A 23,932-nucleotide genomic window follows, 5' to 3' on the forward strand; every position below is an offset into this window, starting at 1 on the left:
GTGATAAATCCATTATACAGTAGTAAAGTTAATTTATCCACTCTGCTCCTCAACTGTCTATTTTTGGTCCTGAATTGTTATGTGAAAAGAAAAATCCACCCTGGAGGATGGATTGATGAGTTAACGCACTTCTGCATTGACTTTTTCTTCGAGAGACGCTTGGATTTTTTCCATATAGCGTGCGACTTCTTCGTCCGTTAAGCTATCTTCTGGATTTTGGAAGGTCAAGCTATAGGCCATTGACTTCATACCAAGTCCCAATTTCTCACCTGAGAAGACGTCAAAGAGTTTGATATCTGTCAAGCGTTTCACACCGGCAGCTTGGATAGCGTCCACAACTTCTTGGTGAGTGACTTCTGCCTTGAGGAGAAGGGCAACGTCACGGCTAACTGCTGGGAATTTCGTGATTTCCACAAATGGAGCAGCTGGTCGAAGGGCAGCTTCGATGGCTGAAAGGTTGAGCTCAGCCACATACGTTTCTGGAATATCGTAGGCCTTAGCAGTGACTGGGTGTACTTGACCAAGGAAACCAAGAACTTGGTCACCGAGTGAAATGACTGCTGTACGACCTGGATGAAGGCTAGCGATTTCAGATGTTGCTGTATAGGTCACTTCTAGTCCCAAGCGAGTAAATACTGCTTCAAGGATTCCTTTAGCATAGAAGAAATCAACTGGAACTGCTGCTGTTTGGAAATCTTTTTCAGCAACCAAGCCTGTCAAGGCAAAGGCAAAGCTATTAATTTCATTTGGAAGTTCTTCTTTTGGATTGCCTGTTTGTTCAAAGACTTTTCCGATCTCGTAAAGGGCCAAGTTTTTGTTCTTACGAGCCACGTTGTAGGCAACAGTATCAAGGATACCTGAGATCATATTTTGACGGAGGACAGAACGGTCCACAGTCATTGGCCACATGAGTTCAGTAAGGTTACTTGGTTGAGCCGTAAACTCAACTGCTTTTTCAGGAGTTGTCAGAGCGTAGGTGATGATTTCTGTCAAACCTGCTCCTTCAGCAATGGTACGAACTTGACGGCGAAGTTTTTGTGTCGCAGTCAATTCACCAGCTGTCCCATCGTCTTTTGGAAGGCTGGTTGGCAAGCGGTCATATCCATAGATACGAGCGATTTCTTCAAAGAGGTCTGCCTCGATGGTGATATCCCAGCGACGGCGTGGGACGCTGACTGTAAAGCTATCTGCATTTCCAGAAAGACCAAAGCCAAGACGACGGAAGACATCTTCGACATCAGCATATGAAAGCTCCGTACCAAGGACACGATTAACGTCTGCAAGGGTTGAAGAAACTTCCACATCAGAGGTGTCAAGCTCACCCGCTGAAACGACGCCTTTACGCACCGTCGCACCTGCAAGTTCCGCAATCATGCTAGCCGCCGCATCAAGGGCTTCGTTAACAGTTGACACATTGATACCTTTTTCAAAGCGAGAAGATGATTCAGAACGAAGATTGAGACGACCGCTAGTCTTACGGATAGATTTTCCATTGAAGACTGCAGCTTCAAGGACGACACGACTAGATCTCTCAGAGATTTCTGTTACTTGACCGCCCATGACACCTGCAAGAGCTACTGGCTTGTCTGCGACAGTGATAACTAAGTCATTCATGTCCAAGTCACGTTCTTCACCATCTAAAGTCACCAATTTTTCACCAGCACGCGCTTCACGCACACGGATGTCAGTCCCTTCAAAGGTATCCAAGTCAAAGGCATGCATAGGTTGACCAAAGTAGAGAAGGATGTAGTTGGTCACGTCCACTACGTTATTGATTGGACGGATTCCTTCATTCATGAGAAGGTTTTGCAACCATTGTGGACTTGGTGCGATAGTCACATTGTCCAAGATACGAGCTGCATAGTAAGGTGCCTTGTCTGTCTCAATGCCCACAGAAAGAGCATCTGCTGCAGCTTGGTCAGTTTCTGAAAGAGTAAATTCTTTAAAGTTGACTGCCTTATCATAGATAGCTGCCACTTCGTGAGCCACCCCACGCATAGAAAGAGCGTCCGCACGGTTGGGTGTGATAGAAAGTTCGATGATTTCATCATCCAAGTCTAGATATGAGAAGACTTCATCCCCAGGAACGGCATTTTCTGGCAAGATTTGGATGCCATCTGCGAATTCCTTAGGCACAACTGAGTCAGAAATTCCCAATTCACCAAGTGAACAGATCATCCCAAGTGACTCAAGACCGCGGATTTTCCCTTTTTTGATCTTGTAATTGTCAGCGATGCGAGCTCCTGGAAGAGCCACCATAACCTTGATACCAGCACGCACATTTGGGGCACCACAAACGATTTGACGGGCTTCTTCTTCGCCAACGTTAACCTGACAAACATGGAGGTGAGTTTCTGGCACATCTTCGCAAGACAAGACCTCACCGACGACAATTTTTGAGAGACCAGCAGCTGGTGATTCGACACCCTCTACCTCGATCCCTGTAGTTGACATTTTTTCAGCCAACTCTTGTGATGGAACATCAATGTCCACCAATTCTTTTAACCATTTATAAGATACAAGCATAATTTAGTTTTCCAGAATGACAGTTATCACTCTAGTTCTTTTCCTTTCCTATCATTTCAATAGAAGAATCATCTTCTTACCTTAATTTCTTTCTCAGTAACCAATCCGTATCTACTTTTTGACCAACCATAAAATGATGTTGGCTAAATTTTTCAAAACCATATCGATTATAAAACGCTTGAGCTTTTGTATTATGTTCCCAAACACCTAGCCAAGCCCAGAAAAAACTATTTTTTGTAGCAAGTTCAAGAGCGAATTCAAACAGTTGCTTACCGAATCCAAATCCTTGGAATTTTTGTAGCACATAGAGGCGTTGAATTTCAAAAGCATCCTCTAATTCTCTCTCAGTCTGAGCACTTCCCCAGTTGACTTTGAGAAAACCAGCTATCTCCTCTTCATGCATAATGAAATAGGTTTCGGAGTCAGGATTTTCCAACTCAGTTGACAAAGTTTTCAGACTATAAGCCTCTTCAAAGTATTCCTGTAACTGCTCTTCCGTATTATCATGCGCAAATGTTTCACGAAAGGTTTGTTTGGCTATTTTAGCCAACACCTCAACATCTGCGATTTCTACTTTTCTAATCATTATTTAAACTGTTCTGAGAAGCGGACATCTCCTTGGTAGAATCCACGGATATCGTTGATTCCGTAACGGAGCATAGCTACACGTTCTTGTCCAAGACCAAAGGCAAATCCAGAGTAAACAGTCGCATCGATACCACTCATTTCAAGGACACGTGGGTGAACCATACCGGCACCCATAATTTCGATCCAACCTGTTTTCTTACAGACATTACATCCCGCTCTACAACATTTGAAGCAAGAAACGTCCACTTCAACCGATGGCTCTGTGAATGGGAAGTAAGAGGGACGCAGACGGATTTGACGCTCTTCACCGAACATTTTTTGAACAATCAACTGAAGGGTTCCTTGAAGGTCAGCCATAGAGATATTTTTCCCAACAACCAAGCCTTCGATTTGGTGGAACTGGTGACTGTGGGTTGCATCGTCCGTATCACGACGGAAGACACGCCCTGGTGAGATCATTTTCAAAGGACCTTTAGAGAAATCATGGGCATCCATGGCACGCGCCTGAACTGGAGATGTATGAGTACGGAGCAAGATCTCTTCTGTGATATAGAATGTGTCCTGCATATCACGAGCCGGATGATCTTTGGGAAGGTTCATACGCTCAAAGTTATAGTAGTCTTGCTCTACTTCAAAACCATCCACGACTTGGTAACCCATCCCAATGAAAATATCTTCGATTTCTTCACTGGTTTGTGTGAGGACATGACGGTGACCCGTCGCAACTGGACGACCTGGAAGTGTCACATCGATGCTCTCGCTAGCAAGTTGAGCTGCAACTTTCTTTTCTTCCAAGAGTTTAGCTGTTTCTTCAAAAGCAGCTGTCAAGACATCACGAGCTTCATTGACGTGTTTCCCAATGATTGGACGCATCTCAGCAGAAACATCTTTCATCCCTTTGAGGATTTCAGTGAGCGAACCCTTTTTACCAAGGACAGAGACACGCAAATCTTGCATCTCTTTTTCATTTTCAGCAGTAATCTGCTTCAAGCTAGCCAGCGTTTCTTCACGAAGCGCTTTTAATTGTTCTTCAATAGTTGACATAATTCCTCCATCAGTCTCTCGTAGATAAAAAGAAAACCACATGCCAAAAACTCCACTCGGAGCGTTGACACGCGGTACCATCCGTTTTCATCTGACGAGTCAGACCTTCATTTCTAAATCCATGCGCAAGTGAATTCACCCAGCTTTCATATAGAGAGCTTGCAGTCACGGCTCTCCTCCCTGATATACTTCTCTTGGGCTACTAGTCTTGCAGATTTCTATTCAATTACTACATAGTTTATCAGATTTTTAGTTAAAAAACAAGTTAGATTAGACTAATTTCAATATAAAACTCATTCCTTTTTCTGTTGCTCCATTTTCCACAAATCCAAGCGACTTGAAACACCTCCTAGAAGCATGATTGTAGGTGTAGATTTCCTTGACTCTCAATTCTTTCCATCCTTTTACTCGAGCCAATTCAATCAAAGCGCTTAGAATCTTTTTCCCAAGTCCTCGATGTTGGTAAGCGGAATTCCCAATCACAATAGGGAGATTATCCTGAGATAGTGTGACATCCCCAATTGGAAACCATTCTCCCTTCTCCTTGACTTCAATCCAAAAAAGTTCACCATGCTGATCCAAATGGGAATACATAGCTTCCAAAGTTTCTTGACTATAAGGTCTCTTCACACCATCTACGAGGTGAACCAAGTTCACATCCTGATACCAAGCAAAAGCTTCTTCACAATGATTGACCTTATAATAAGGAACAAGACGCAGTGCATTATCTATTTGTAGGGCCTGTTTCATCTGCTTTCCTTTTCAACAAAAGAGTTGCTGCTTGATTAAAACCATCACACCAGTTATACCATTTTGCTTCATACTCATCTTGAGGTAAGATATGATTTTTTAAATCCAGAACAGAGTAAATCTTTCTTTTCTCACAAGCTTGCGCATAGAGATGATATAGTTCATCACCGCCGTCTCTATCAAACTCAGCAGAAATCGTCTCCCGACCTGCCAATAAAGTCTGATAAGCCCTGTGATGCCCATCTGTAATCAGCAAGTAATCTCCAAAGGCAAGAATACTGATTGGATCGACTTGGATTGTTTCTGCCGACTGGTAAAGCATCTGAATATCTTGCAACTTCTTTTCTGATAAGTATAGTTGAGTCGGATGAAAATCTGCTATATTGACTTTCATTTCTTTCTCCTCAAGGGAATTTGATACTCACTTCTGCTTGCCTTTAAATCGCCATTGGAAGCGGAGCTTGTCATAGAAGGGAAACTCGATAAACAGGACTCCCAAGCCCACACAGAGACTGGCAAGGACATCTGATGGATAATGAACTCCCAGATAGACTCTTGATACCAGCACACTAACTAGGTAGAGAGCAAGGACGATTTGCACGATTTTTCTCCAGACTGAATCTTTCATCCGTTGACTGAGAATGATAATCAGAGAGCCGACCATCAAGGTTACAGCCAGAGAATGGCCGCTTGGGAAAGAAAATCCCTTCTCCTCAACCAAGTGTAAGATATCTGGTCGTGGGCGCTGGTAGATATTTTTAAAGGTCACGATTAAAAGACCTGCCAAAGCCAGATTTCCCAGCATGAAGAAACTTTCTATCTTCCATCGCTTACGATAAAAGACAAAAGCTGTAATAACAACCCAAGTGATAATCACTGGGATATCAATCAGGCGTGTGATGGCTCGGAAAAGAATAGTCAAATAATCTGGTAAGTCTCCTCGAACGGCCGTCTGAATCGGTTGGTCAAAATTTACCAACGTTTCAGGGTAAAATTTGACCATGTAGCCAAGAATAACGAAAAGTAAAAGGGCAAAACTGCCCTTCATTAAAAATGTTTGTTTATCTCTCATAATGTTTTAAAGTTGGTTTCAAGAGAACATACAACAACCAGAATGAAACGGAAAAGATTACACCCTCAATCAAGTTAAAAGGCAACACCATAGTCATTAGGTAGTTGGAAAGTCCCAAAATTTTTCCAATATCAAAGTTAGCAAACTTAGCGTACAAAGGAACAGCATAAACATAGTTGAGAACCAACATTGCCACGGTTAAACCAATAGTCCCAGCTAGAGAGCCTAGTAGGAAACGAAGGGTTGTCCGTTCCTTTTTCCAAATCAAAGCAAATACGATGACAAAAACTCCCAAAGCTACGATATTCATCGGCAAACCAATGTAGGTATTCACTCCCTGACTATTAAGAAGCAGTTTCAAGAGTGATCGAAGCAAGAGAACTCCTAGAGCAGCAGGCAAATCCATGACCACCAAGCCCACAAGGACTGGCAAGATACTAAATTCGATCTTGAGGAAGGATGCCGCTGGCAAGAGCGGAAAGTCAAAGTACATCAGCACAAATGAGATGGCTGATAGAATTGCAATGGTCGAAAGTCGACGTGTGTTTGTCATAACAGGTTCCTCCAATTTTCTATAAAATCAGAAGAAGTTAGAAAGGATTCCTCTATCTATTCTCACTTTTTATATCCCAAAAGTTCCTTCTCACTCTATTAAGGAAATTCAAGCAAGCGGTTACAGTTTAGCTATAAATCTATCAGAACAGACAAAGCTATTCTTTCGTCTTCTCCCATCCAGACTATACTGTCGGTTGTGGAATCTCACCACATCAGCTTACGCTCGCGGACTTATTTGGCTAAGATATTTTAGATTTATCTAGGCGTCGCAGTCGAAGATAATACTTAAAGTATATCGAGACAAGACAACGACGAGAAAGCTAAAATAGATAGTCAAATTTACCGCCGGTCGGGAATTACACCCAGCCCTGAAGACTCTTTTATCATAACAAAAAACGCTTGCAAGCGCAAGCATTTTGTTCATTTTCATTTTTTATTTCAATTTATCCACTTCATAGGTATGAACAAGCTCAAGACCTACAAAGTTCTGCTGGCGAAGAGCCTCATAGACAATCATACAGACGGTATTAGACACATTGAGACTGCGGACATGTTCATCATTCATAGGAATGCGGAGAGCTTTCTCAGGATGTTCTCGCATAAAGTCCTCAGGCAAGCCCTTGTCTTCACGTCCAAAGAGAAAATAATAGTCCTCATTAGTCGATAAATCCACCTCAGAATAGACTTTTTCCGCGAATTTCGAAATCAGATAGAGTTTTCCCTTCATCTGAGACATGAAATCCTTCAAACTCTCGTAAAAATAAATCTCTAGCTTATCCCAATAATCCAATCCAGCTCGCTTCATCTTGCGGTCGTCAATAGGAAAGCCCATTGGCTTGATGATATGGAGGGGAGAATTGGTCGCAGCGCAAGTACGCGCGATATTGCCTGTATTTTGTGGAATTTGTGGTTCAAATAATACAATGTGATTTGTCATGACTTGCTTCCTTTCACCATTGCAAAAAAATAGCCACACTGCCCGGAGTCAAGCTCAGCAAACAGCGTGGTTAAGGCATCGTTAACTTACCTCACAACAGGTTTGAAGTAAATCAGCGAAACTACTTTCTTAGTATAACACTTTCAGAATCATTGTCAATAGAAACGACTTGATTTTTTCAATTTTTTCAAGCTATTTCCAAGGGTTGTAAAATCGTCCCTGATTCTGCAAGATAAGTAGTAAACTAGCTACTAAAAACAAGGCTGCCAAGAGCAAGGTAATATAATCTCCTTTTTTCAAGGCCTGATAACTATACCAAGTACGTTTTTTCTCTTTCCCAAAGCGTCGAAGCTCCATGGCAGTCGCGATGGTATCAATACGTTCTAACGAGCTAAAAATCAAGGGAGTAATAATGCGCAGATTGCCTTTGATTCGTTGCATAAGAGAAGCTTTCTTGGATAATTCCATCCCACGCGCCTCCTGAGACATCTTGATGGTAAAGAATTCTTCCTGCAAATCTGGAATATAGCGCAAGGTCAGGCTGACTGAATAGGCAATCTTGTAAGGCACACCGATTTGATTTAAACTGGAAGCAAACTGACTAGGGTGGGTTGTCATCAAAAAGATAATAGCCAGAGGAATCGTGCAAAGGTACTTAATGGCCAGATTTAGCAGATAAAAGAGCTCCTGGCTGGTTAGAGTGTAGACACCGATTCCCTGCCAAATCACACTTCTCTCTCCATAAAGTCCAACCCCATACTCGGGAGAAAAGAGATAGACCATCAAAACGTTTAAAACGGCAAATACCGTCGCAAAAACGGCTACAAAGGAGACATCTTTAAAGCGGATTTCTGATAAATAGAGGAGAAAGACTGAAAAGATGGCAATCAGCAAGAGCAGTCTGGTATCATAGCTAATCATAGCCGCCAATGACACGAGGATGAAAAAGAGGAGTTTCCCAGCTCCTGACAAGCGATGAATCACAGTATCTCTATGCTGGTAACCAATTAATTTAGCTTGCATCCTTCTCTCCTTTCTTTGTAAAATGCCGTTAAAACAAGTGGATCCACATCTAGTTTTTTAGCCAAGTTGAAGATTGAAGTTTCTTTTAGATTGGCTTTTACTAACAGCTCAGGATTGCTCAAGAGACTAGCTGGATCAGTATCAGCAATCAATTCTCCATCAACCATGACAAGAGCACGATCAGAATAATCCAGCATCAATTGCATATCATGGGTAATCATGACAATGGTATGCCCTTTTTGATGCAACTCTTCGAGAAATTCCATAATCTCAGTATAATTCTTCTGGTCTTGACCTGCTGTCGGTTCATCTAAGAGGATAATTTCAGCTCCTAAAACCAAAATCGAGGCAATAGTGACACGTTTTTTCTGACCAAATGACAGGGCAGAAATGGGCCAATTACGAAATTCATAGAGACCACAGATTTTCAAGGTTTCATAAACTCTCGTTTCAATTTCCTGCTCGCCCACACCTCGCAAACGAAGTCCCAGAGCCACCTCATCAAAAATCATGTTGGTCGAAATCATTTGATTGGGATTTTGCAGCACATAGCCTACTCGTTCCGCCCGTTCTGCTACCGAATCCCCTTTTATATCCTGCTCTTCCCAAAGATAGCGGCCTTCAGTCTGAATAAAGCTACTTAAGGCCTTGGCTAGGGTTGACTTCCCTGCTCCATTTTTTCCGACAATGGCAATCTTTTCACCCTTTTTAATATCCAGATGAAGGGATTTCAAAATCGGTCTATCATCATAAGAAAAAGACACATCCTCTAGTCTAAAGAGTGACTGCAACTCTGGGGCCTCTTTTGCCAGTTCCGTCCGCAACTGAACCTGGCCTTTTGAGATAGACAAGTTGTCCAAATTTGCTAATTGTTCTTCCTTAGCTAAATCCACACCTAATTGACGGAGAGTAGTTAGATAAAGGGGTTCCCGAATTCCATTTTGAGTCAATAAATCAGTCGCTAGTAACTGGTCAGGACTCCCATTAAAGAGGATACGACCATCGTTTATCAAGACAATCCGATCCACAGGGCGATGCAGAACATCTTCCAAACGGTGCTCAATAATAAGAGTCGTCGTTCCTTCTTCCTTATGAATCTGGTCAATCAATTCGATAATATCCTGACCTGACTTGGGATCCAGATTGGCGAGTGGCTCATCAAACAAAAGAATCGGACTTTCATCAATCAAGACACCAGCCAGACTGACCCGCTGCTTTTGTCCACCTGACAAATCCTGGGGACGCTGAGCTAGTAAATCAAGAAGGTCCAGCTTTTCAGCCCATTTATGAACACGATTTTTCATCTCTTCTAGACCTGTTACATCATTTTCCAGGGCAAAAGCCAAATCCTCTGCCACGGATAAACCGATAAACTGCCCATCTGTATCCTGCAAAACTGTGCTGACTAGATGAGATTTATCATAGATGCTCATATCAAAGGCTGCTTGCCCCTTGATCAAAAATTCTCCAGATGTCTGACCCTTGTAAATATTGGGAATAATCCCATTCAAACACTGACCCAAGGTAGACTTACCTGACCCAGATGGCCCAACAATTAAGACTTTCTCTCCCTTGTAAATGGTCAAGTCCACTCCTTGCAAGGTCGGTTCTTGTTGCGTTTCATACTGGAAAGAGAAATCCTTCCACTCAATTATAGCTTCTTTCATCTTACTCTCTTCATTCGCTTCTTAGACTTCTATTTTATCATAAATCTACCCCTTCTTGCAGTCTCTTCTCTTAAAATCTTAGTGCCAAAAAGATTCCTATCCTAACTTACTTGCCTAACTAATCTATAAACATCGAAAAAGACTGGTTGCCCAGCCTTTTCCTTTATGTTAATCCTTTTTCAAACTTCCTGAACGAGTCTGTGTACGTGAATAAGCTATCAAAAGAAGGGTACCTGCGATAGCTACAGTTACAGCGTTTGCAATACCTGCAACAATCCCTTGGGCAAATACTTTTTCTGCCGCTTCTTGATAAATCACAACGTCTCCAAGTGGTGCCAAGACACCCCAAACCAGAGCATTTGCGACAATCTGAATGAGGTTAAAGAAAACAATATCCTTCAATTCAAAAATACCCTGAGTTACTCGAATGTATTTTCTAAAGAGTCCGACGGCTAGACCAAAGAGACCACTAGCAATAATCCAAGTCCACCAAAGACCGTAGCCAGCAAGAGAGTCCTTCACTGCATGACCAATTAAACCAACAAGTAATCCCACTAGAGGGCCAAAAATGATAGACAAGAGGCTCTGTACCGCATACTGAAGCTGGATGCTTGTATTTGGAACAGGTGTCGGAATGCTGATCATCCCGATAACAACAAAGAGCGCAGCTCCAACACCGATAGCAACAACTTGTTTAATTGATTGATTTTTCATCTATATTCTCCTATTTTATGATTCTATTTTATTTATTTCAATGGTCCAAGATGAACCGACACCCACATTATAGGCCTTGGCAAAGGAACCTTGGTTGATAGCCAGACCTAAACGATAGAGGGAATTGATGTAAAGGATGGGTTGCCCAATTCTCACATCTGCAAAAGATTTGCCATAAACAACCTGATTTTGATAGACCAGCATATCAGCGTGATAGATAGTCACTTCAAAACGGTCACCAAATTCTGGTTCCAGCTTGTAAAATTCTTCTCGCGTGATAGAGGTCCAAAGCGAACCAAAACGCACATCCAGAATGTCAATAGCTCCCTTTACCAGATGATCTTCAATGATGGTCTCTACGACTGGAAGCTCTACAATCTGATCCACACTGAGCTCTGGTCCCACTTCCTCAAACCTAATGTGACCGCTGGCCAGTTTAGCACCAGTATAGGCATAGACATCACGACCGTGGAAGGTATAAGAATGCTCTGTGTTTTGACGCCTATTGGCCACCTCCGAAATCTCACGAATGGCTACAATGCCAACGTGTTTCTTGATAAAAGAAAGCGTCCCATTATCTGGCGTGACAATGTATTGATTTTTTGCAGTCTTGGCAACCACACTCTTACGTTTCGAGCCGACACCTGGATCAACAACCGATACAAAAGTCGTTCCCTCAGGCCAGTAATCCACCGTCTGAAAGAGACGGTAACTCCCCTCAAAAATATTATAAGGCGTGATATCGTGCGTCAAGTGATGAATTTTTAAGGTTGGAGATTCTTCTAAAGCCACTCCAATCATAGCCGATACCGCACCATCAACCAGACCAAAGTCTGATTGTAATACCAGTAAATTATTATTCATTTTATCTCCTTGTATATCCTTTATCATACCATATTTCAGAGAAAGGTGCTAATAGCTATTTCAATTGATTAGGGTATAGTTTTACCTTATAGCAAATTTCCTACTAAAAGCTATTGTTATTAGCTAGTAGGTGCATTTTTTCTTGAAAAAAGGTATGATAGTTACATCATGAAGAAGTAGGTTTTATTATGAAAATTATCCTTGTCGGAGGGGGAAAAGTTGGTTTTGCCCTCTGTCGCTCCTTGGTTGCAGAAAAGCACGATGTTTTGCTGATTGAGCAAGACGAAGCTGTCCTCAATCATATTGTTAATCGCTTTGATATCATGGGTATCCTTGGTAACGGGGCCGATTTTACCATCCTTGAGCAAGCAAGTGTCCAGGATTGTGATATCTTTATCGCCCTGACCGAGTACGATGAAGTGAATATGATTGCAGCCGTTCTCGCTAAGAAAATGGGAGCTAAAGAAACCATCGTTCGGGTGCGCAATCCTGAATACTCTAACTCTTATTTCAAAGAAAAGAATATTCTCGGTTTTTCTCTTATCGTCAACCCTGAGCTCTTGGCTGCTCGCGCTATCGCGAATATCATTGACTTCCCCAACGCCCTCTCTGTCGAACGTTTCTTTGGTGGACGGGTCAGCTTGATGGAATTCACTGTTAAATCTTCCAGCGGTCTTTGCCAAATGCCCATTTCTGATTTTCGTAAAAAATTTGGCAATGTCATTGTATGTGCGATAGAAAGAGATCATCAAATTATCATCCCAAGTGGTGACATGACTGTACAAGATAAAGATAGAATCTTTGTCACTGGTAACCGTGTTGACATGATGCTCTTCCATAATTATTTCAAGTCTCGTGCTGTGAAGAGTCTTCTTATTGTTGGAGCTGGTAGAATTGCCTATTATCTACTAGGTATTCTCAAAGATAGTCGTATCGAAACCAAGGTTATTGAAATCAATCCTGAAATCGCTAGCTTCTTTAGCGAGAAATTTCCAAATCTTCATATAGTCCAAGGAGATGGTACCGCAAAAGATATCCTGCTGGAAGAAAGTGCCCAAAACTATGATGCAGTAGCAACCCTAACAGGAGTTGATGAAGAAAATCTGATTACTTCGATGTTCCTGGACAGGGTAGGTGTACAGAAAAATATTACCAAGGTCAATCGTACCAGTCTCCTTGAAATTATCCATGCGCCTGATTTTTCAAGTATCATCACACCTAAAATCATCGCTGTAGATACGATTATGCACTTTATTCGTGGTCGTGTTAATGCCCAGTATTCAGACCTTCAAGCCATGCACCATCTAGCCAATGGCCAAATCGAAACCCTGCAATTCCATATCAAGGAAGCTAATAAAATGACTGCCAAACCTCTTTCTCAACTAAAACTGAAAAAAGGGGTTCTTATTGCAGCTATCATTCGAAAAGGCAAGACTATTTTCCCTACTGGGGAGGATATGTTGGAAGTTGGAGACAAGCTCCTAGTAACAACCTTGTTGCCAAACATCACCAAGATTTATGACTTGATCGCGAGGTAAGAAATGAATAAAAGTATGATTCGCTACCTCCTTTCAAAGTTACTTTTGATTGAAGCCGTTCTCCTCTTGGTTCCTGTGGCTGTTGCTATCTATTACCGTGAATCGAGCCAAGTCTTTACAGCCCTCTTTACAACGATTGGGATTCTCGTATTACTAGGCGGTTCAGGAATTTTACAAAAGCCAAAAAATCAACGGATTTATGCCAAGGAGGGAATCTTGATTGTGGCCCTCTGTTGGATCCTTTGGTCTTTCTTTGGAGGTCTCCCCTTTGTTTTTGCTAAGCAAATTCCCAGCCTTATCGATGCCTTTTTTGAAATCAGCTCTGGCTTTACAACTACTGGAGCAACTATTCTGAATGACGTTTCGGTTCTCAGCCGTTCCCTCCTCTTTTGGCGAAGTTTTACCCACTTGATTGGAGGAATGGGAGTGCTTGTTTTTGCACTTGCTATTATGGACAATGCCAAGAATAGCCACCTAGAAGTGATGAAGGCTGAGGTTCCTGGTCCCGTCTTCGGTAAGGTTGTATCCAAACTAAAAAACACTGCCCAGATTCTCTACCTCCTTTATCTAGCTCTCTTCTCCCTCTTTGTCATCATCTATTATCTAGCTGGCATGCCCCTATTTGATAGTTTTGTCATTGCCATGGGAACAGCAGGTACCGGAGGCTTTACCGTCTATAACGACGGGATTGCTCACTATGGTAGCTCACTGATTACCTATCTGGTTAGTATCGGAGTTTTGGTTTTTGGGGTAAATTTCAATCTCTACTACTACCTTATGCTCCGTCGCGTCAAGGCCTTCTTTGGAGATGAAGAACTTCGAGCTTACTTAATCATTGTACTGTTTTCTACAGGCTTGATTAGCCTCAATACCCTCTATCTCTATCCAGGGTTTTCAAAGAGTTTTGAAATGGCCTTCTTCCAGGTTTCCAATATCATTACAACTACTGGTTTTGGTTACGGAGACATTACCAACTGGCCCCTCTTCTCCCAGTTTATCCTTCTCTTCCTCATGGGAATCGGTGGTTCTGCTGGTTCAACCGCAGGTGGACTCAAGGTTATTCGAGGCCTCATCCTTTCAAAAATTGCCAAAAACCAAATTTTGTCAATCCTATCGCCCCACCGTGTTTTGACCCTCCATGTTAATAAAACGGTGATTGACAAAGATACCCAGCATAAGATTCTCAAGTACTTTGTCATCTATACTATGATTTTGCTAGCACTTATCTTTATTGTCAGCCTAGATAGCAATGATTTCCTAGTTGTTACCAGTGCTGTTTTTAGTTGTTTCAATAATATCGGACCTATCCTAGGAACCACTTCTAGCTTCGCAATCTTTAGTCCCATCTCAAAAATTCTCCTCTCCTTTGCAATGATTGCAGGGCGCTTGGAGATCTACCCAATCCTACTTCTCTTTATGAAGAGGACTTGGTCTAAGAGATAAAATACAACCACACCTTGTTTCCTTACAAAGTGTGGTGTTTTTATTTCAGACTACCTCCTCAATTCAACCAACTCTTTTTAAACAAAGCGAAACACTTCAGATACTGACTTATACTCTTCGAAAATCTCTTCAAACCACGTCAGCTCTATCTGCAACCTCAAAACAGTGTTTTGAGTAACCTGCTGCTAGCTTCCTAGTTTGCTCTTTGATTTTCGGAGTATTAAGGAATTTAAGATCCCAAAAAACAACCCCCAGTCGACTGACCGAGGGTTCCTTTTCATTATTCAAGAACTTGATTAGCTCAATGCATCATCCATAGAAAGAACTTCGTGGAAGACACGTTGTGTCAATTCAGTCTTTTGTTCTGGAGTGAGGTATTTAGTGTTTACACAGTATCCAGAGATACGTACGATAACATCTTCACCAGACATAATCTTTTCGTAAACATCGTTCAAGTCCATAACGTTCAAGTTAACGTGTTGTCCACCGTTTTCAAAGTAACCATCAAGGATTGTTACCAAGTTATCAACTTGTTCGTCACGAGTCTTACCAAGAGCACGTGGTGAAACTTGAGTAGTCAATGAGATACCGTCAGCCGCATAACCAAAGTCAAGGCTAGAAAGTGAGTTCAAGTTTTGCAACCAGCCACCTTTAGCTTTGTTAGATGGGTTAGCACCTGGTGAGAAGAATTCAAGTTTAGACAAGTTCACAGAACCATCTTCGTTGAGGTATACACCTTTGTGGACTGGTGAGTTACCAGTTTGTTTAGAGTAAGCAACGTTAGATGTAATTGTCAAAAGTGATACAGTAGCTTCAGCATCTTTGTAAAGTTTGTGGCTACGTAGACGAGTTGTGTAAGCTTCGATCAACCATTCTGCCAATTCGTTTGAACGTGGGTCATCTTCACCCCAACGTGGGTATTCACCGATTGTTTCGTAATCGTAGATGTAGCCATTTTCATCACGGATTGGTTTAACTGTAGCGTATTTGATAGCTGACAATGTATCAACAGTGTTGGCAAATCCACAGATACCGAATCCCATGTTAGCACGTTGTTTAGTTGGCAGGAAGGCCATTTGAACAGCTTCGTAGTTGTACTTGTCAGTCATGTAGTGGATGATGTTCAAAGCATCTACATAAGTGTCAGTCAACCAGTCAAGAGATTTTTCAAAGTTGGCTTTAACTGATTCAAATTCAAGAACTTCGTCACGGATTGGTTCGATGTCAAATACTTTGTAGTCTTTGTGAACATCGTCATAACCACCGTTCAAACCAGTAAGAAGGGCTTTCAATACGTTTACACGAGCACCGAAGTACTGGATGTTGTGGCGTTGTTCTTCATTTTCTGGGTCAAGTGGAGACACACAGCATGAGATACAGCTCATTTCACCATATCCATCTTTAGCCATTGTTGTTACACCTTCGTATTGGATAGAAGAGTGTTTATGGCTCATGTGCATACAGTAGCGACGGAAGTTGTATGGCAATTTGTCAGTCCAAAGAACTGTCAAGTTTGGCTCTGGAGAGTTACCGATATTGTCAAGAGTATTCAAGAAACGGTAGTCCATCTTAGTAACACGGTGACGACCGTCGTTACCCATACCAGCCATAGAAGTTGTGATGAAAGTTGGGTCACCTGAGTACAATTGGTCATAAGCTTTTGTACGAGCAAATTTAACTGTACGAAGTTTCATAACGAAATCATCAACGAATTCTTGGATTTCTGATTCAGTAAATGTACCACGAGCAAGGTCACGTTCTGCAAAGATATCCAATACAATTGGCACACGTCCAAGAGATGTTGCAGCACCGTTGATAACACGGCAGACAGACATGAAGGCGATGTTAACCCATTGGATTGCTTCTTTAACGTTCATCGCTGGTTTGCGAACGTCAACTCCATAAAGGTCACCCAAGCGAACAACTTGTTGCAATGCTTGGTATTGAAGATTGATTTCTTCACGAAGACGGATTGTTTCTTCATCGATTTCTTCGACTGCATTCCAGTCGTTTACTTTTTCTTGCATCAAGTAATCTGCACCGTAAAGAGCAAGACGTGCGTAAACACCGATGATACGTCCGCGTGAGTAGGCATCTGGAAGACCAGTTACAGTGTGTGCGTGACGAGCACGACGGATATTTGAAGTGTAGGCACGGAAGATACCGTCGTTAACCGTTGTTACATATTTAGTGAAGATTTCGTGAACAGCTGGGTCTGGTTCGTATCCATTTTCTTTCAAAGTAGTTTCAGCCATACGGATACCACCTTTTGGCATGAAGTTCAATTTGAAGAGTTCGTCATTTTGGATACCAAAGATAACTTCATTTTCTTTGTCGATAAATCCAGCAGGGATATCAGCGATAGATGTTGGACGAGTGTCCATTGGGAAACGAGTTTCTTCGTAGTGAGCCTTAGTTTCTTCTACAATTTTTTTGATGTGAAGTGAACGTTCTGTTGGTCCTGCAAGGAAGCTTTCGTCTCCATCGTAAGGTGTGTAGTTAGCTTGTACGAAGCGTGATACACTTGCTTTTTCTTTCCAATCTACGCCTTTGAAGCCTTCCCAAGCTTTATCAAAAATATCTTGTGCTTCAACAACTGTTTTAACAACCATGTTAATGTCCTCTGTTTTCTTTCTAGTAACAGTCATCTGTTACATTTATGAAACTAGTATACCATACAGTAACCGATTTCAACAAGCGAAAATTCCTTATTTTTACACTTTCTTTTATAACACAGACCGTTCTTTATGTCAAACTGTATTATATTTTTGAAAAAAATAAAGTCTTTTTTCTTTTTTTCAGAAAAAAGGGTATAATAAAAGAAAATAAGCAGTAAAAAGGTGCTAGGCATGTTGATTTTTCCCTTATTAAATGATTTGTCAAGAAAAATCATCCATATTGACATGGATGCCTTTTTTGCTGCGGTGGAAATCAGGGATAATCCTAAACTCAGAGGAAAACCTGTCATTATCGGAAGCGACCCTCGGCAAACAGGTGGACGGGGAGTCGTTTCTACCTGTAGCTATGAGGCACGAGCTTTTGGTGTCCATTCTGCCATGAGTTCCAAGGAAGCCTACGAACGTTGTCCCCAGGCCGTCTTTATCTCAGGAAATTATGAAAAATACAAGACTGTGGGCCTCCAGATTCGAGCGATTTTTAAGCGTTATACAGATTTGATTGAACCCATGAGCATTGATGAAGCCTATTTGGATGTGACAGAAAATAAACTCGGTATCAAGTCAGCGGTCAAAATTGCTCGTCTTATTCAAGAGGATATCTGGCAAGAACTCCATCTAACTGCTTCTGCCGGTGTTTCCTACAACAAGTTCCTAGCTAAGATGGCTAGCGATTATCAAAAACCACATGGTCTGACAGTGATTCTACCTGACCAAGCTGAGGATTTTCTCAAACAAATGGATATTGCCAAGTTTCATGGAGTAGGAAAAAAGACGGTGGAAAGACTTCATCAAATGGGTGTTTTTACTGGCGCTGATTTACTTGACGTCCCTGAAGTGACCCTAATAGACCGTTTTGGCAGACTGGGCTATGATCTTTATCGAAAGGCTCGTGGCATTCACAATTCCCCCGTCAAATCCAATCGCATCCGTAAATCAATCGGGAAGGAGAAAACCTATGGAAAGATTCTCCGTGCTGAGGAAGATATCAAAAAAGAGCTGACTCTTCTATCAGAAAGAGTCGCTCTCAATCTCAGTCAACAAGAAAAAGCTGGAAAAATTGTCATTTTGAAAATCCGCTACGAAGACTTTTCAACCCTTACTAAACGAAAAAGTCTGGATCAAAAAACACAGGATGCTAGTCAGATAAGCCAAATAGCCCTGCAACTCTATGAAGAACTAAGCGAGAAAGAAAGAGGTGTCCGCCTGTTGGGGATTACCGTGACTGGATTTTAAAACCTTGAAGAGTTGCCCCTTCAAGGTTTTTCTTATACAAATAAACGGACAAAGCTATAAAGTAGCAAGACACTACCAAGCACGATACGGTATTTACCGAAAAGGGTAAAGTCGTGTTTTTTCACATAACTTGTCAAGAAACGAATAGCCACCATGCTGACCGCAAAAGCTACTCCCATCGCAACCAAGAGCAAGAACAATTGTCCAAAGCTCAAGAGTTGTCCTGCTTTTACAAATTTGAAAATCTTTAAGGCGCTAGCTCCAAACATAACAGGAATTCCAAGATAGAAGGTAAATTCTGTCACAACAGAACGACTGGTTCCATTTAACAAACCACCTACAATCGTTGCACCTGAACGACTGGTCCCTGGTAAAAGAGCAAGAACTTGGAAGAGGCCGATATAGAAGGCTGTCGTGTAAGGAAGCTTGTCCAACTCTGTCACACTTGGCTCGATAGCACGCGCTTTATTGCGCTTTTCCAAATAGATAAAGGCAATCCCATAGATAATCAACATAAGAGCAACAGAGACCATGTTATGGAAGTGGGTGTCAAACCAATCATCAAATTTAAAGACGCCAAGTAAAGGCAAGGTCGCAATCAAGACCTTCAACCATAGTCTCCAAGTCTTACGAACTTCCTGTTTGTCCTTAGTCGGTTTGAAAGGATTGAGCTTATTAAAGTAAATCACCATAACCGCTAAAATCGCACCCAGCTGAATCACGACATTAAACATGGACACAAAGGCTTCGTTTTGATTTTGGTATTGGATAAATTCCTCTGCTAAAATCAAGTGACCTGTACTGGAAATCGGCAGCCATTCCGTAATTCCTTCAACAATACCGAAGAAGATAGATTTTAAAATTTCAATAAGATACATAGATTACTCCTTTTTTCTATCTTCCATTATAGCATACTTTTTCAGTCTATGGCAGTTCTCTTTAAAAGGCGCCGATACTGCCACCGCCTCCGCCTCCAGAGAAGCCACCGCCAGAACTTCCACTTCCAGAAGATACGGAGTAGGTACTTGCTGTATTTGCGACACTGGCATAATGGCTCATTTGTGCTGTTGAATGATAAAACATACTATGCCAGCCATAAGCTACATAGAGATTGATATCTGGATTTTCTACTTGGATGTGACGAACCTTCATCAAATGACTGACCTTGTCCGCATAGCCAAATAGGGTTGCATAGACCAAGAGGCGATTCCAAACCACAATACTTTCCAGTTCAGCCTGATCCAATCGTGCAATCTCACGCAACATATTTTCAAAACTGGTCCAGAGATAGTAGACTTCTGCTCCTGCTTCATTTAGGACACCATCACGATTATCTAATCGAAGCTTCCAATAATAGAAAACAGCCAAAACCAAACCTAGAAAACCAAGTATTGGCAAGAGGAGGTAAAGATAGCCATAAACGTCCAAACTGTACAAGAACAAACCAAATCCAATAAATAGGGGCAAGATAGTCAAGAGTCCCATCCCCACCTGCAAGGCCTTTTCCCCACCAGTTAAAGGACGATAATAATCTGGAAGCCCCCAGAAGGAAACTCGACTTCTCACTCCTTCTTGCATCTGGTTCAATACTTCTTCAAAAGAAGATTTGAGCTGACGCCCCTTTGCTTGAATCCGTTTTTCATCAGAGACTTTTGCTCTACGATAAAGACTATCAGATACCTTGTAATCCGCAAACAAATTGGAAAGAGTTTCTTCTTTTTTGCCTGAAAAAGCCAGATTTAGACAGTCTTTCTCAAAGCTTGACAAACCATCTTCTTTTACTAGCCTCAAACCAACTGCATCTCCTTCTGAAATAATAGAAACATTCCCACGGTCTATCACATCTAACAAGGTAGCTTGAATAAGTTGGTCAAAGGTAAATTTACCTGCTCCTTTGGTTAGAGGACTCACTTCTTCCAAGGAGGTCGAGTAGACAGCCTCTGATAAAACCATAGGCTCTAATTCCATTGGTGGTTCATAGAGACGATGATTTTTGGCATATTTGACCGAAGGAGTGGTCTTTCTTCTATAAATAAAATAAAAGCAGACACTCAATAACAAGGAGATAGAAAGTATCGAAGGGAAGACCCAAGTAAGGAGTTGTTTACTTTTCTCTTTTTCTTTAACAATCGAGTCTTCTATCTTATTAAACTCTTCTAAACGATTCCCTTTCAAACCCTGATCCCTAGCGCTAGCAAAATCAGTTCGAGGCCAGTAGGCATGCAATTCAACTCCACGCTTAGCCGGAAGATTGTCCAAACGAATAGTATAATCAAGGCTACTCTTTTCAATCGTTCCCTCTCTAAAAAGTTTGCCTGTATGGAAAAAGAGTTTTTCAGCCCCCTTCTCTCCCCTTACATGAAATTCAAACTTTCCAATAGCCCCTGAACTATCTGTTAAAGGCTGCCAATTTAATTCAGCGATATCATCATATAGAAAAAGCAAATTTTTTAAATTCCAGGTGAGGTCAACTTCAACTGTGTCGCCTTCTTGACCTGGATTATAAACTTTAACAGTATAACCATCTGCTCCTTCTATCACTTCGCTAGTAACGTCTGCTAGTTCAGCACCGTTTTTCGCAGCCTGAACCTTTGGATGAGGGTCAATGTCAAACCCGCTAGGCATCTTGCCAGCACGTCCAAGTCCCACTATTTGGCCCTTAAAGTCCTCCTCAAACTGGTAAACTATCTTCTGTCTAAATTCTGCTGTATTGTCTGCATGAATATACAAATCCCCTTGATAAGAGTTTATCTTGAAATCAATGGCAAAAACAGAGAATGGCAGAAGGTAAAACAAGCCTAACACTAGTAAGAAAAAAGTTTTTTTCATCAACTAAGCCCCCTTTTTATCTTTGCTATCATTATATCATTTTTTCATAAGTAAGGGCTTACCTATATTGAAAAATAGAGTTTTTTTCGATAAAATAGGAGACAGTTATTTTTTAATAGATTAGAATAGGAGAAATCATGAGAAAAATATACTTATCTATTTTCACAAGTCTCTTGCTGATGCTGGGACTTGTCAATGTTGCTCAAGCCGATGAATATTTACGCATCGGGATGGAAGCAGCATATGCTCCCTTTAACTGGACCCAGGATGATGATAGCAACGGAGCTGTTAAAATCGATGGAACCAACCAGTATGCTAACGGATACGATGTCCAAATTGCCAAGAAAATCGCTAAGGACTTAGGTAAAGAACCTTTGGTTGTTAAAACCAAGTGGGAAGGTCTGGTCCCTGCCCTTACTTCTGGTAAGATTGACATGATTATCGCAGGTATGAGTCCTACTGCCGAGCGTAAACAAGAAATTGCCTTTTCAAGCAGTTACTACACTAGCGAACCAGTTCTACTTGTCAAAAAAGATTCTACTTATTCAAATGCTAAATCTTTGAATGACTTTAACGGTGCAAAAATCACTTCTCAACAAGGTGTCTACCTCTACGACTTGATTGCACAAATCCCAGGTGCTAAAAAAGAAACAGCCATGGGAGACTTCGCTCAAATGCGCCAAGCTCTTGAGGCTGGTGTCATCGATGCCTATGTTTCTGAACGACCAGAAGCTCTGACCGCTGAAGCTGCGAACTCTAAGTTTAAGATGGTCCAAGTAGAGCCAGGTTTCAAAACTGGGGAAGAAGATACAGCTATCGCTATTGGACTTCGTAAAGATGACAATCGTATTAGCCAAATCAATGCCAGCATTGAAACCATTTCAAAAGACGATCAAGTTGCCTTGATGGATCGTATGATCAAGGAACAACCTGCCGAAGCTACAACAACTGAAGAAACTAGCAGTAGTTTTTTTAGCCAAGTCGCTAAAATTCTTTCTGAAAACTGGCAACAACTCTTGCGTGGTGCTGGTATCACTCTTTTAATCTCTATTGTCGGAACCATCATAGGTCTCATTATTGGACTTGCTATTGGTGTCTTCCGCACTGCTCCTCTATCTGAAAATAAAGCCATTTATGGCCTACAAAAACTAGTCGGCTGGATCCTCAATGTCTATATTGAAATTTTCCGTGGTACACCAATGATTGTTCAATCGATGGTTATCTACTATGGAACTGCCCAAGCTTTCGGTATCAACCTTGACCGTACACTAGCTGCTATCTTCATCGTTTCAATCAACACTGGTGCCTACATGACTGAAATCGTACGTGGTGGTATCCTAGCAGTTGACAAGGGACAATTTGAAGCTGCGACTGCTCTTGGTATGACTCATAACCAAACCATGCGTAAGATTGTCCTCCCTCAAGTAGTCCGTAACATCCTACCAGCAACTGGTAATGAGTTTGTCATCAATATCAAAGATACATCTGTATTGAACGTTATCTCGGTTGTCGAACTGTATTTCTCAGGAAATACCGTGGCAACTCAAACCTATCAATACTTCCAGACATTTACAATCATCGCCGTGATTTACTTTGTCCTCACCTTCACCGTAACACGTATCCTACGCTTCATCGAACGCCACATGGACATGGATACCTATACTACAGGTGCTAACCAATTGCAAACGGAGGAATTGAAATAATGACACAAGCAATCCTTGAAATTAAACACCTCAAAAAATCCTATGGCCAAAACGAAGTGCTAAAAGACATTTCTCTCACCGTCCACAAGGGAGAGGTCATCTCTATCATCGGAAGCTCTGGAAGCGGAAAATCAACCTTCCTACGCTCCATTAACCTACTTGAAACACCAACTGATGGACAAATCCTTTATCATGGACAAAACGTCCTCGAAAAAGGCTATGACCTCACGCAATACCGTGAAAAGTTGGGGATGGTGTTCCAATCCTTTAACCTCTTTGAAAATCTCAACGTTCTCGAAAACACAATCGTCGCTCAGACGACTGTCCTTAAACGCGAACGTACAGAAGCTGAAAAAATTGCCAAAGAAAACCTAGAAAAAGTCGGAATGGGAGAACGCTACTGGCAAGCCAAACCAAAACAACTCTCAGGTGGTCAAAAACAACGTGTGGCCATCGCTCGTGCCCTTTCAATGAATCCTGACGCTATTCTCTTTGATGAACCAACATCAGCTCTCGATCCAGAAATGGTTGGAGAAGTCCTTAAAATCATGCAGGACCTGGCTCAGGAAGGCTTGACCATGATTGTTGTAACCCACGAAATGGAATTCGCCCGTGATGTCTCTCACCGTGTTATCTTTATGGATAAGGGCGTGATCGCTGAAGAAGGCAAACCAGAAGACCTCTTCACTAATCCTAAAGAAGACCGAACAAAAGAATTCCTTCAACGCTATCTCAAATAAAAAGAAAAGGCTGCATAACCGGAGTCCA

The 23,932-nt window shown here is 41.7% G+C and carries 20 protein-coding genes and 1 riboswitch; of the genes, 5 read left to right on the forward strand and 15 right to left on the reverse strand.

Going from position 1 to position 23,932, the window contains the following annotated elements; all coding sequences use genetic code 11:
* Nucleotides 1-120: 120 nt before the first annotated feature.
* The 12 genes from pheT to SMIDD28_RS06980 all read right to left on the reverse strand — a co-directional run bounded on the left by pheT (nucleotide 121) and on the right by SMIDD28_RS06980 (nucleotide 11,740).
* On the reverse strand, nucleotides 121-2,526 hold the full coding sequence (gene pheT / locus SMIDD28_RS06925) for a phenylalanine--tRNA ligase subunit beta (protein WP_061425400.1): 2,406 nt from the start codon (nucleotides 2,524-2,526) through the stop codon (nucleotides 121-123).
* A 76-nt stretch (nucleotides 2,527-2,602) separates the two neighbouring features.
* Nucleotides 2,603-3,112, reverse strand: a complete 510-nt coding sequence (locus tag SMIDD28_RS06930) for a GNAT family N-acetyltransferase (protein WP_061425401.1) — start codon at nucleotides 3,110-3,112, stop codon at nucleotides 2,603-2,605.
* Nucleotides 3,112-4,158, reverse strand: a complete 1,047-nt coding sequence (gene pheS / locus SMIDD28_RS06935; RefSeq protein ID WP_061425588.1) for a phenylalanine--tRNA ligase subunit alpha — start codon at nucleotides 4,156-4,158, stop codon at nucleotides 3,112-3,114. Before pheS ends, SMIDD28_RS06930 begins: the two co-directional genes overlap by 1 nt.
* 270 nt (nucleotides 4,159-4,428) lie before the next feature.
* Nucleotides 4,429-4,878 (reverse strand): GNAT family N-acetyltransferase, encoded by a 450-nt coding sequence (locus SMIDD28_RS06940; RefSeq protein WP_173276335.1) that lies wholly within the window; start codon nucleotides 4,876-4,878, stop codon nucleotides 4,429-4,431.
* Between the two features lie 4 nt (nucleotides 4,879-4,882).
* A complete protein-coding gene (locus SMIDD28_RS06945) occupies nucleotides 4,883-5,302 on the reverse strand; it encodes a hypothetical protein (protein WP_061425403.1) in 420 nt (139 codons plus the stop codon).
* A 27-nt stretch (nucleotides 5,303-5,329) separates the two neighbouring features.
* A complete protein-coding gene (locus SMIDD28_RS06950; protein ID WP_061425404.1) occupies nucleotides 5,330-5,980 on the reverse strand; it encodes a phosphatase PAP2 family protein in 651 nt (216 codons plus the stop codon).
* Nucleotides 5,970-6,533, reverse strand: a complete 564-nt coding sequence (locus SMIDD28_RS06955; RefSeq protein ID WP_000185834.1) for an ECF transporter S component — start codon at nucleotides 6,531-6,533, stop codon at nucleotides 5,970-5,972. The genes SMIDD28_RS06950 and SMIDD28_RS06955 overlap by 11 nt, the downstream gene beginning before the upstream one ends.
* 163 nt (nucleotides 6,534-6,696) lie before the next feature.
* Nucleotides 6,697-6,915, reverse strand: a riboswitch (FMN riboswitch).
* A 53-nt stretch (nucleotides 6,916-6,968) separates the two neighbouring features.
* Nucleotides 6,969-7,472 carry a tRNA (cytidine(34)-2'-O)-methyltransferase gene (locus tag SMIDD28_RS06960; RefSeq protein WP_061425405.1) on the reverse strand — a complete coding sequence of 168 codons (504 nt, stop codon included), beginning with the start codon at nucleotides 7,470-7,472 and terminating at the stop codon, nucleotides 6,969-6,971.
* 192 nt (nucleotides 7,473-7,664) lie between these two features.
* A complete protein-coding gene (locus SMIDD28_RS06965; RefSeq protein ID WP_061425406.1) occupies nucleotides 7,665-8,495 on the reverse strand; it encodes an energy-coupling factor transporter transmembrane component T family protein in 831 nt (276 codons plus the stop codon).
* The gene (locus tag SMIDD28_RS06970; protein WP_061425407.1) at nucleotides 8,480-10,162 is read right to left on the reverse strand and encodes an ABC transporter ATP-binding protein; all 1,683 of its coding nucleotides are present in this window, start codon (nucleotides 10,160-10,162) and stop codon (nucleotides 8,480-8,482) included. Before SMIDD28_RS06970 ends, SMIDD28_RS06965 begins: the two co-directional genes overlap by 16 nt.
* A gap of 168 nt (nucleotides 10,163-10,330) precedes the next feature.
* Entirely contained in the window at nucleotides 10,331-10,876 is a 546-nt protein-coding gene (locus SMIDD28_RS06975) for an ECF-type riboflavin transporter substrate-binding protein (RefSeq protein ID WP_061425408.1), read from the reverse strand.
* Nucleotides 10,877-10,891: 15 nt separating this feature from the next.
* Nucleotides 10,892-11,740: an SAM hydrolase/SAM-dependent halogenase family protein gene (locus SMIDD28_RS06980; protein WP_061425409.1), complete on the reverse strand. Its 849-nt coding sequence runs from the start codon at nucleotides 11,738-11,740 to the stop codon at nucleotides 10,892-10,894.
* Nucleotides 11,741-11,928: 188 nt separating this feature from the next.
* Between SMIDD28_RS06980 and trkA the strand changes: the two genes are divergently transcribed.
* A complete protein-coding gene (trkA, locus tag SMIDD28_RS06985) occupies nucleotides 11,929-13,278 on the forward strand; it encodes a Trk system potassium transporter TrkA (protein ID WP_061425410.1) in 1,350 nt (449 codons plus the stop codon).
* A 3-nt stretch (nucleotides 13,279-13,281) separates the two neighbouring features.
* Entirely contained in the window at nucleotides 13,282-14,721 is a 1,440-nt protein-coding gene (locus tag SMIDD28_RS06990) for a TrkH family potassium uptake protein (RefSeq protein ID WP_061425411.1), read from the forward strand.
* A gap of 296 nt (nucleotides 14,722-15,017) precedes the next feature.
* On the opposite strand, the gene pflB is transcribed toward SMIDD28_RS06990, so the two are convergent.
* Complete coding sequence (gene pflB, locus SMIDD28_RS06995; protein ID WP_000260646.1) at nucleotides 15,018-17,333, reverse strand: formate C-acetyltransferase; 2,316 nt, start codon at nucleotides 17,331-17,333, stop codon at nucleotides 15,018-15,020.
* 237 nt (nucleotides 17,334-17,570) lie between these two features.
* On the opposite strand from pflB, the gene dinB reads away from it, so the two are divergent.
* Nucleotides 17,571-18,632, forward strand: a complete 1,062-nt coding sequence (gene dinB, locus SMIDD28_RS07005) for a DNA polymerase IV (protein ID WP_061425413.1) — start codon at nucleotides 17,571-17,573, stop codon at nucleotides 18,630-18,632.
* A gap of 32 nt (nucleotides 18,633-18,664) precedes the next feature.
* Here the strand turns inward: dinB and SMIDD28_RS07010 are convergent, their stop codons facing one another.
* Together SMIDD28_RS07010 and SMIDD28_RS07015 are read right to left on the reverse strand one after the other, a co-directional pair.
* Complete coding sequence (locus SMIDD28_RS07010) at nucleotides 18,665-19,510, reverse strand: undecaprenyl-diphosphate phosphatase (protein WP_050242207.1); 846 nt, start codon at nucleotides 19,508-19,510, stop codon at nucleotides 18,665-18,667.
* A gap of 61 nt (nucleotides 19,511-19,571) precedes the next feature.
* On the reverse strand, nucleotides 19,572-21,461 hold the full coding sequence (locus SMIDD28_RS07015; RefSeq protein WP_061425414.1) for a DUF2207 domain-containing protein: 1,890 nt from the start codon (nucleotides 21,459-21,461) through the stop codon (nucleotides 19,572-19,574).
* Nucleotides 21,462-21,598: 137 nt separating this feature from the next.
* Between SMIDD28_RS07015 and SMIDD28_RS07020 the strand changes: the two genes are divergently transcribed.
* On the forward strand, nucleotides 21,599-23,164 hold the full coding sequence (locus tag SMIDD28_RS07020) for an ABC transporter substrate-binding protein/permease (RefSeq protein ID WP_061425415.1): 1,566 nt from the start codon (nucleotides 21,599-21,601) through the stop codon (nucleotides 23,162-23,164).
* On the forward strand, nucleotides 23,164-23,904 hold the full coding sequence (locus SMIDD28_RS07025) for an amino acid ABC transporter ATP-binding protein (protein WP_000189477.1): 741 nt from the start codon (nucleotides 23,164-23,166) through the stop codon (nucleotides 23,902-23,904). The genes SMIDD28_RS07020 and SMIDD28_RS07025 overlap by 1 nt, the downstream gene beginning before the upstream one ends.
* Nucleotides 23,905-23,932 lie beyond the last annotated feature (28 nt).

The organism is Streptococcus mitis (genome assembly GCF_001579045.1).
In the GTDB taxonomy this organism is placed as follows: domain Bacteria; phylum Bacillota; class Bacilli; order Lactobacillales; family Streptococcaceae; genus Streptococcus; species Streptococcus mitis_D.

Bases quoted from the DNA above. Each gene is read 5' to 3' on its own strand.
- pheT (WP_061425400.1), bottom strand. From the start codon at position 2,526: ATGCTTGTATCTTATAAATGGTTAAAAGAATTGGTGGACATTGATGTT.
- SMIDD28_RS06930 (WP_061425401.1), bottom strand. From the start codon at position 3,112: ATGATTAGAAAAGTAGAAATCGCAGATGTTGAGGTGTTGGCTAAAATA.
- pheS (WP_061425588.1), bottom strand. From the start codon at position 4,158: ATGTCAACTATTGAAGAACAATTAAAAGCGCTTCGTGAAGAAACGCTG.
- SMIDD28_RS06945 (WP_061425403.1), bottom strand. From the start codon at position 5,302: ATGAAAGTCAATATAGCAGATTTTCATCCGACTCAACTATACTTATCA.
- SMIDD28_RS06950 (WP_061425404.1), bottom strand. From the start codon at position 5,980: ATGAGAGATAAACAAACATTTTTAATGAAGGGCAGTTTTGCCCTTTTA.
- SMIDD28_RS06955 (WP_000185834.1), bottom strand. From the start codon at position 6,533: ATGACAAACACACGTCGACTTTCGACCATTGCAATTCTATCAGCCATC.
- SMIDD28_RS06960 (WP_061425405.1), bottom strand. From the start codon at position 7,472: ATGACAAATCACATTGTATTATTTGAACCACAAATTCCACAAAATACA.
- SMIDD28_RS06965 (WP_061425406.1), bottom strand. From the start codon at position 8,495: ATGCAAGCTAAATTAATTGGTTACCAGCATAGAGATACTGTGATTCAT.
- SMIDD28_RS06970 (WP_061425407.1), bottom strand. From the start codon at position 10,162: ATGAAAGAAGCTATAATTGAGTGGAAGGATTTCTCTTTCCAGTATGAA.
- SMIDD28_RS06975 (WP_061425408.1), bottom strand. From the start codon at position 10,876: ATGAAAAATCAATCAATTAAACAAGTTGTTGCTATCGGTGTTGGAGCT.
- SMIDD28_RS06980 (WP_061425409.1), bottom strand. From the start codon at position 11,740: ATGAATAATAATTTACTGGTATTACAATCAGACTTTGGTCTGGTTGAT.
- trkA (WP_061425410.1), top strand. From the start codon at position 11,929: ATGAAAATTATCCTTGTCGGAGGGGGAAAAGTTGGTTTTGCCCTCTGT.
- SMIDD28_RS06990 (WP_061425411.1), top strand. From the start codon at position 13,282: ATGAATAAAAGTATGATTCGCTACCTCCTTTCAAAGTTACTTTTGATT.
- pflB (WP_000260646.1), bottom strand. From the start codon at position 17,333: ATGGTTGTTAAAACAGTTGTTGAAGCACAAGATATTTTTGATAAAGCT.
- dinB (WP_061425413.1), top strand. From the start codon at position 17,571: ATGTTGATTTTTCCCTTATTAAATGATTTGTCAAGAAAAATCATCCAT.
- SMIDD28_RS07010 (WP_050242207.1), bottom strand. From the start codon at position 19,510: ATGTATCTTATTGAAATTTTAAAATCTATCTTCTTCGGTATTGTTGAA.
- SMIDD28_RS07015 (WP_061425414.1), bottom strand. From the start codon at position 21,461: ATGAAAAAAACTTTTTTCTTACTAGTGTTAGGCTTGTTTTACCTTCTG.
- SMIDD28_RS07020 (WP_061425415.1), top strand. From the start codon at position 21,599: ATGAGAAAAATATACTTATCTATTTTCACAAGTCTCTTGCTGATGCTG.
- SMIDD28_RS07025 (WP_000189477.1), top strand. From the start codon at position 23,164: ATGACACAAGCAATCCTTGAAATTAAACACCTCAAAAAATCCTATGGC.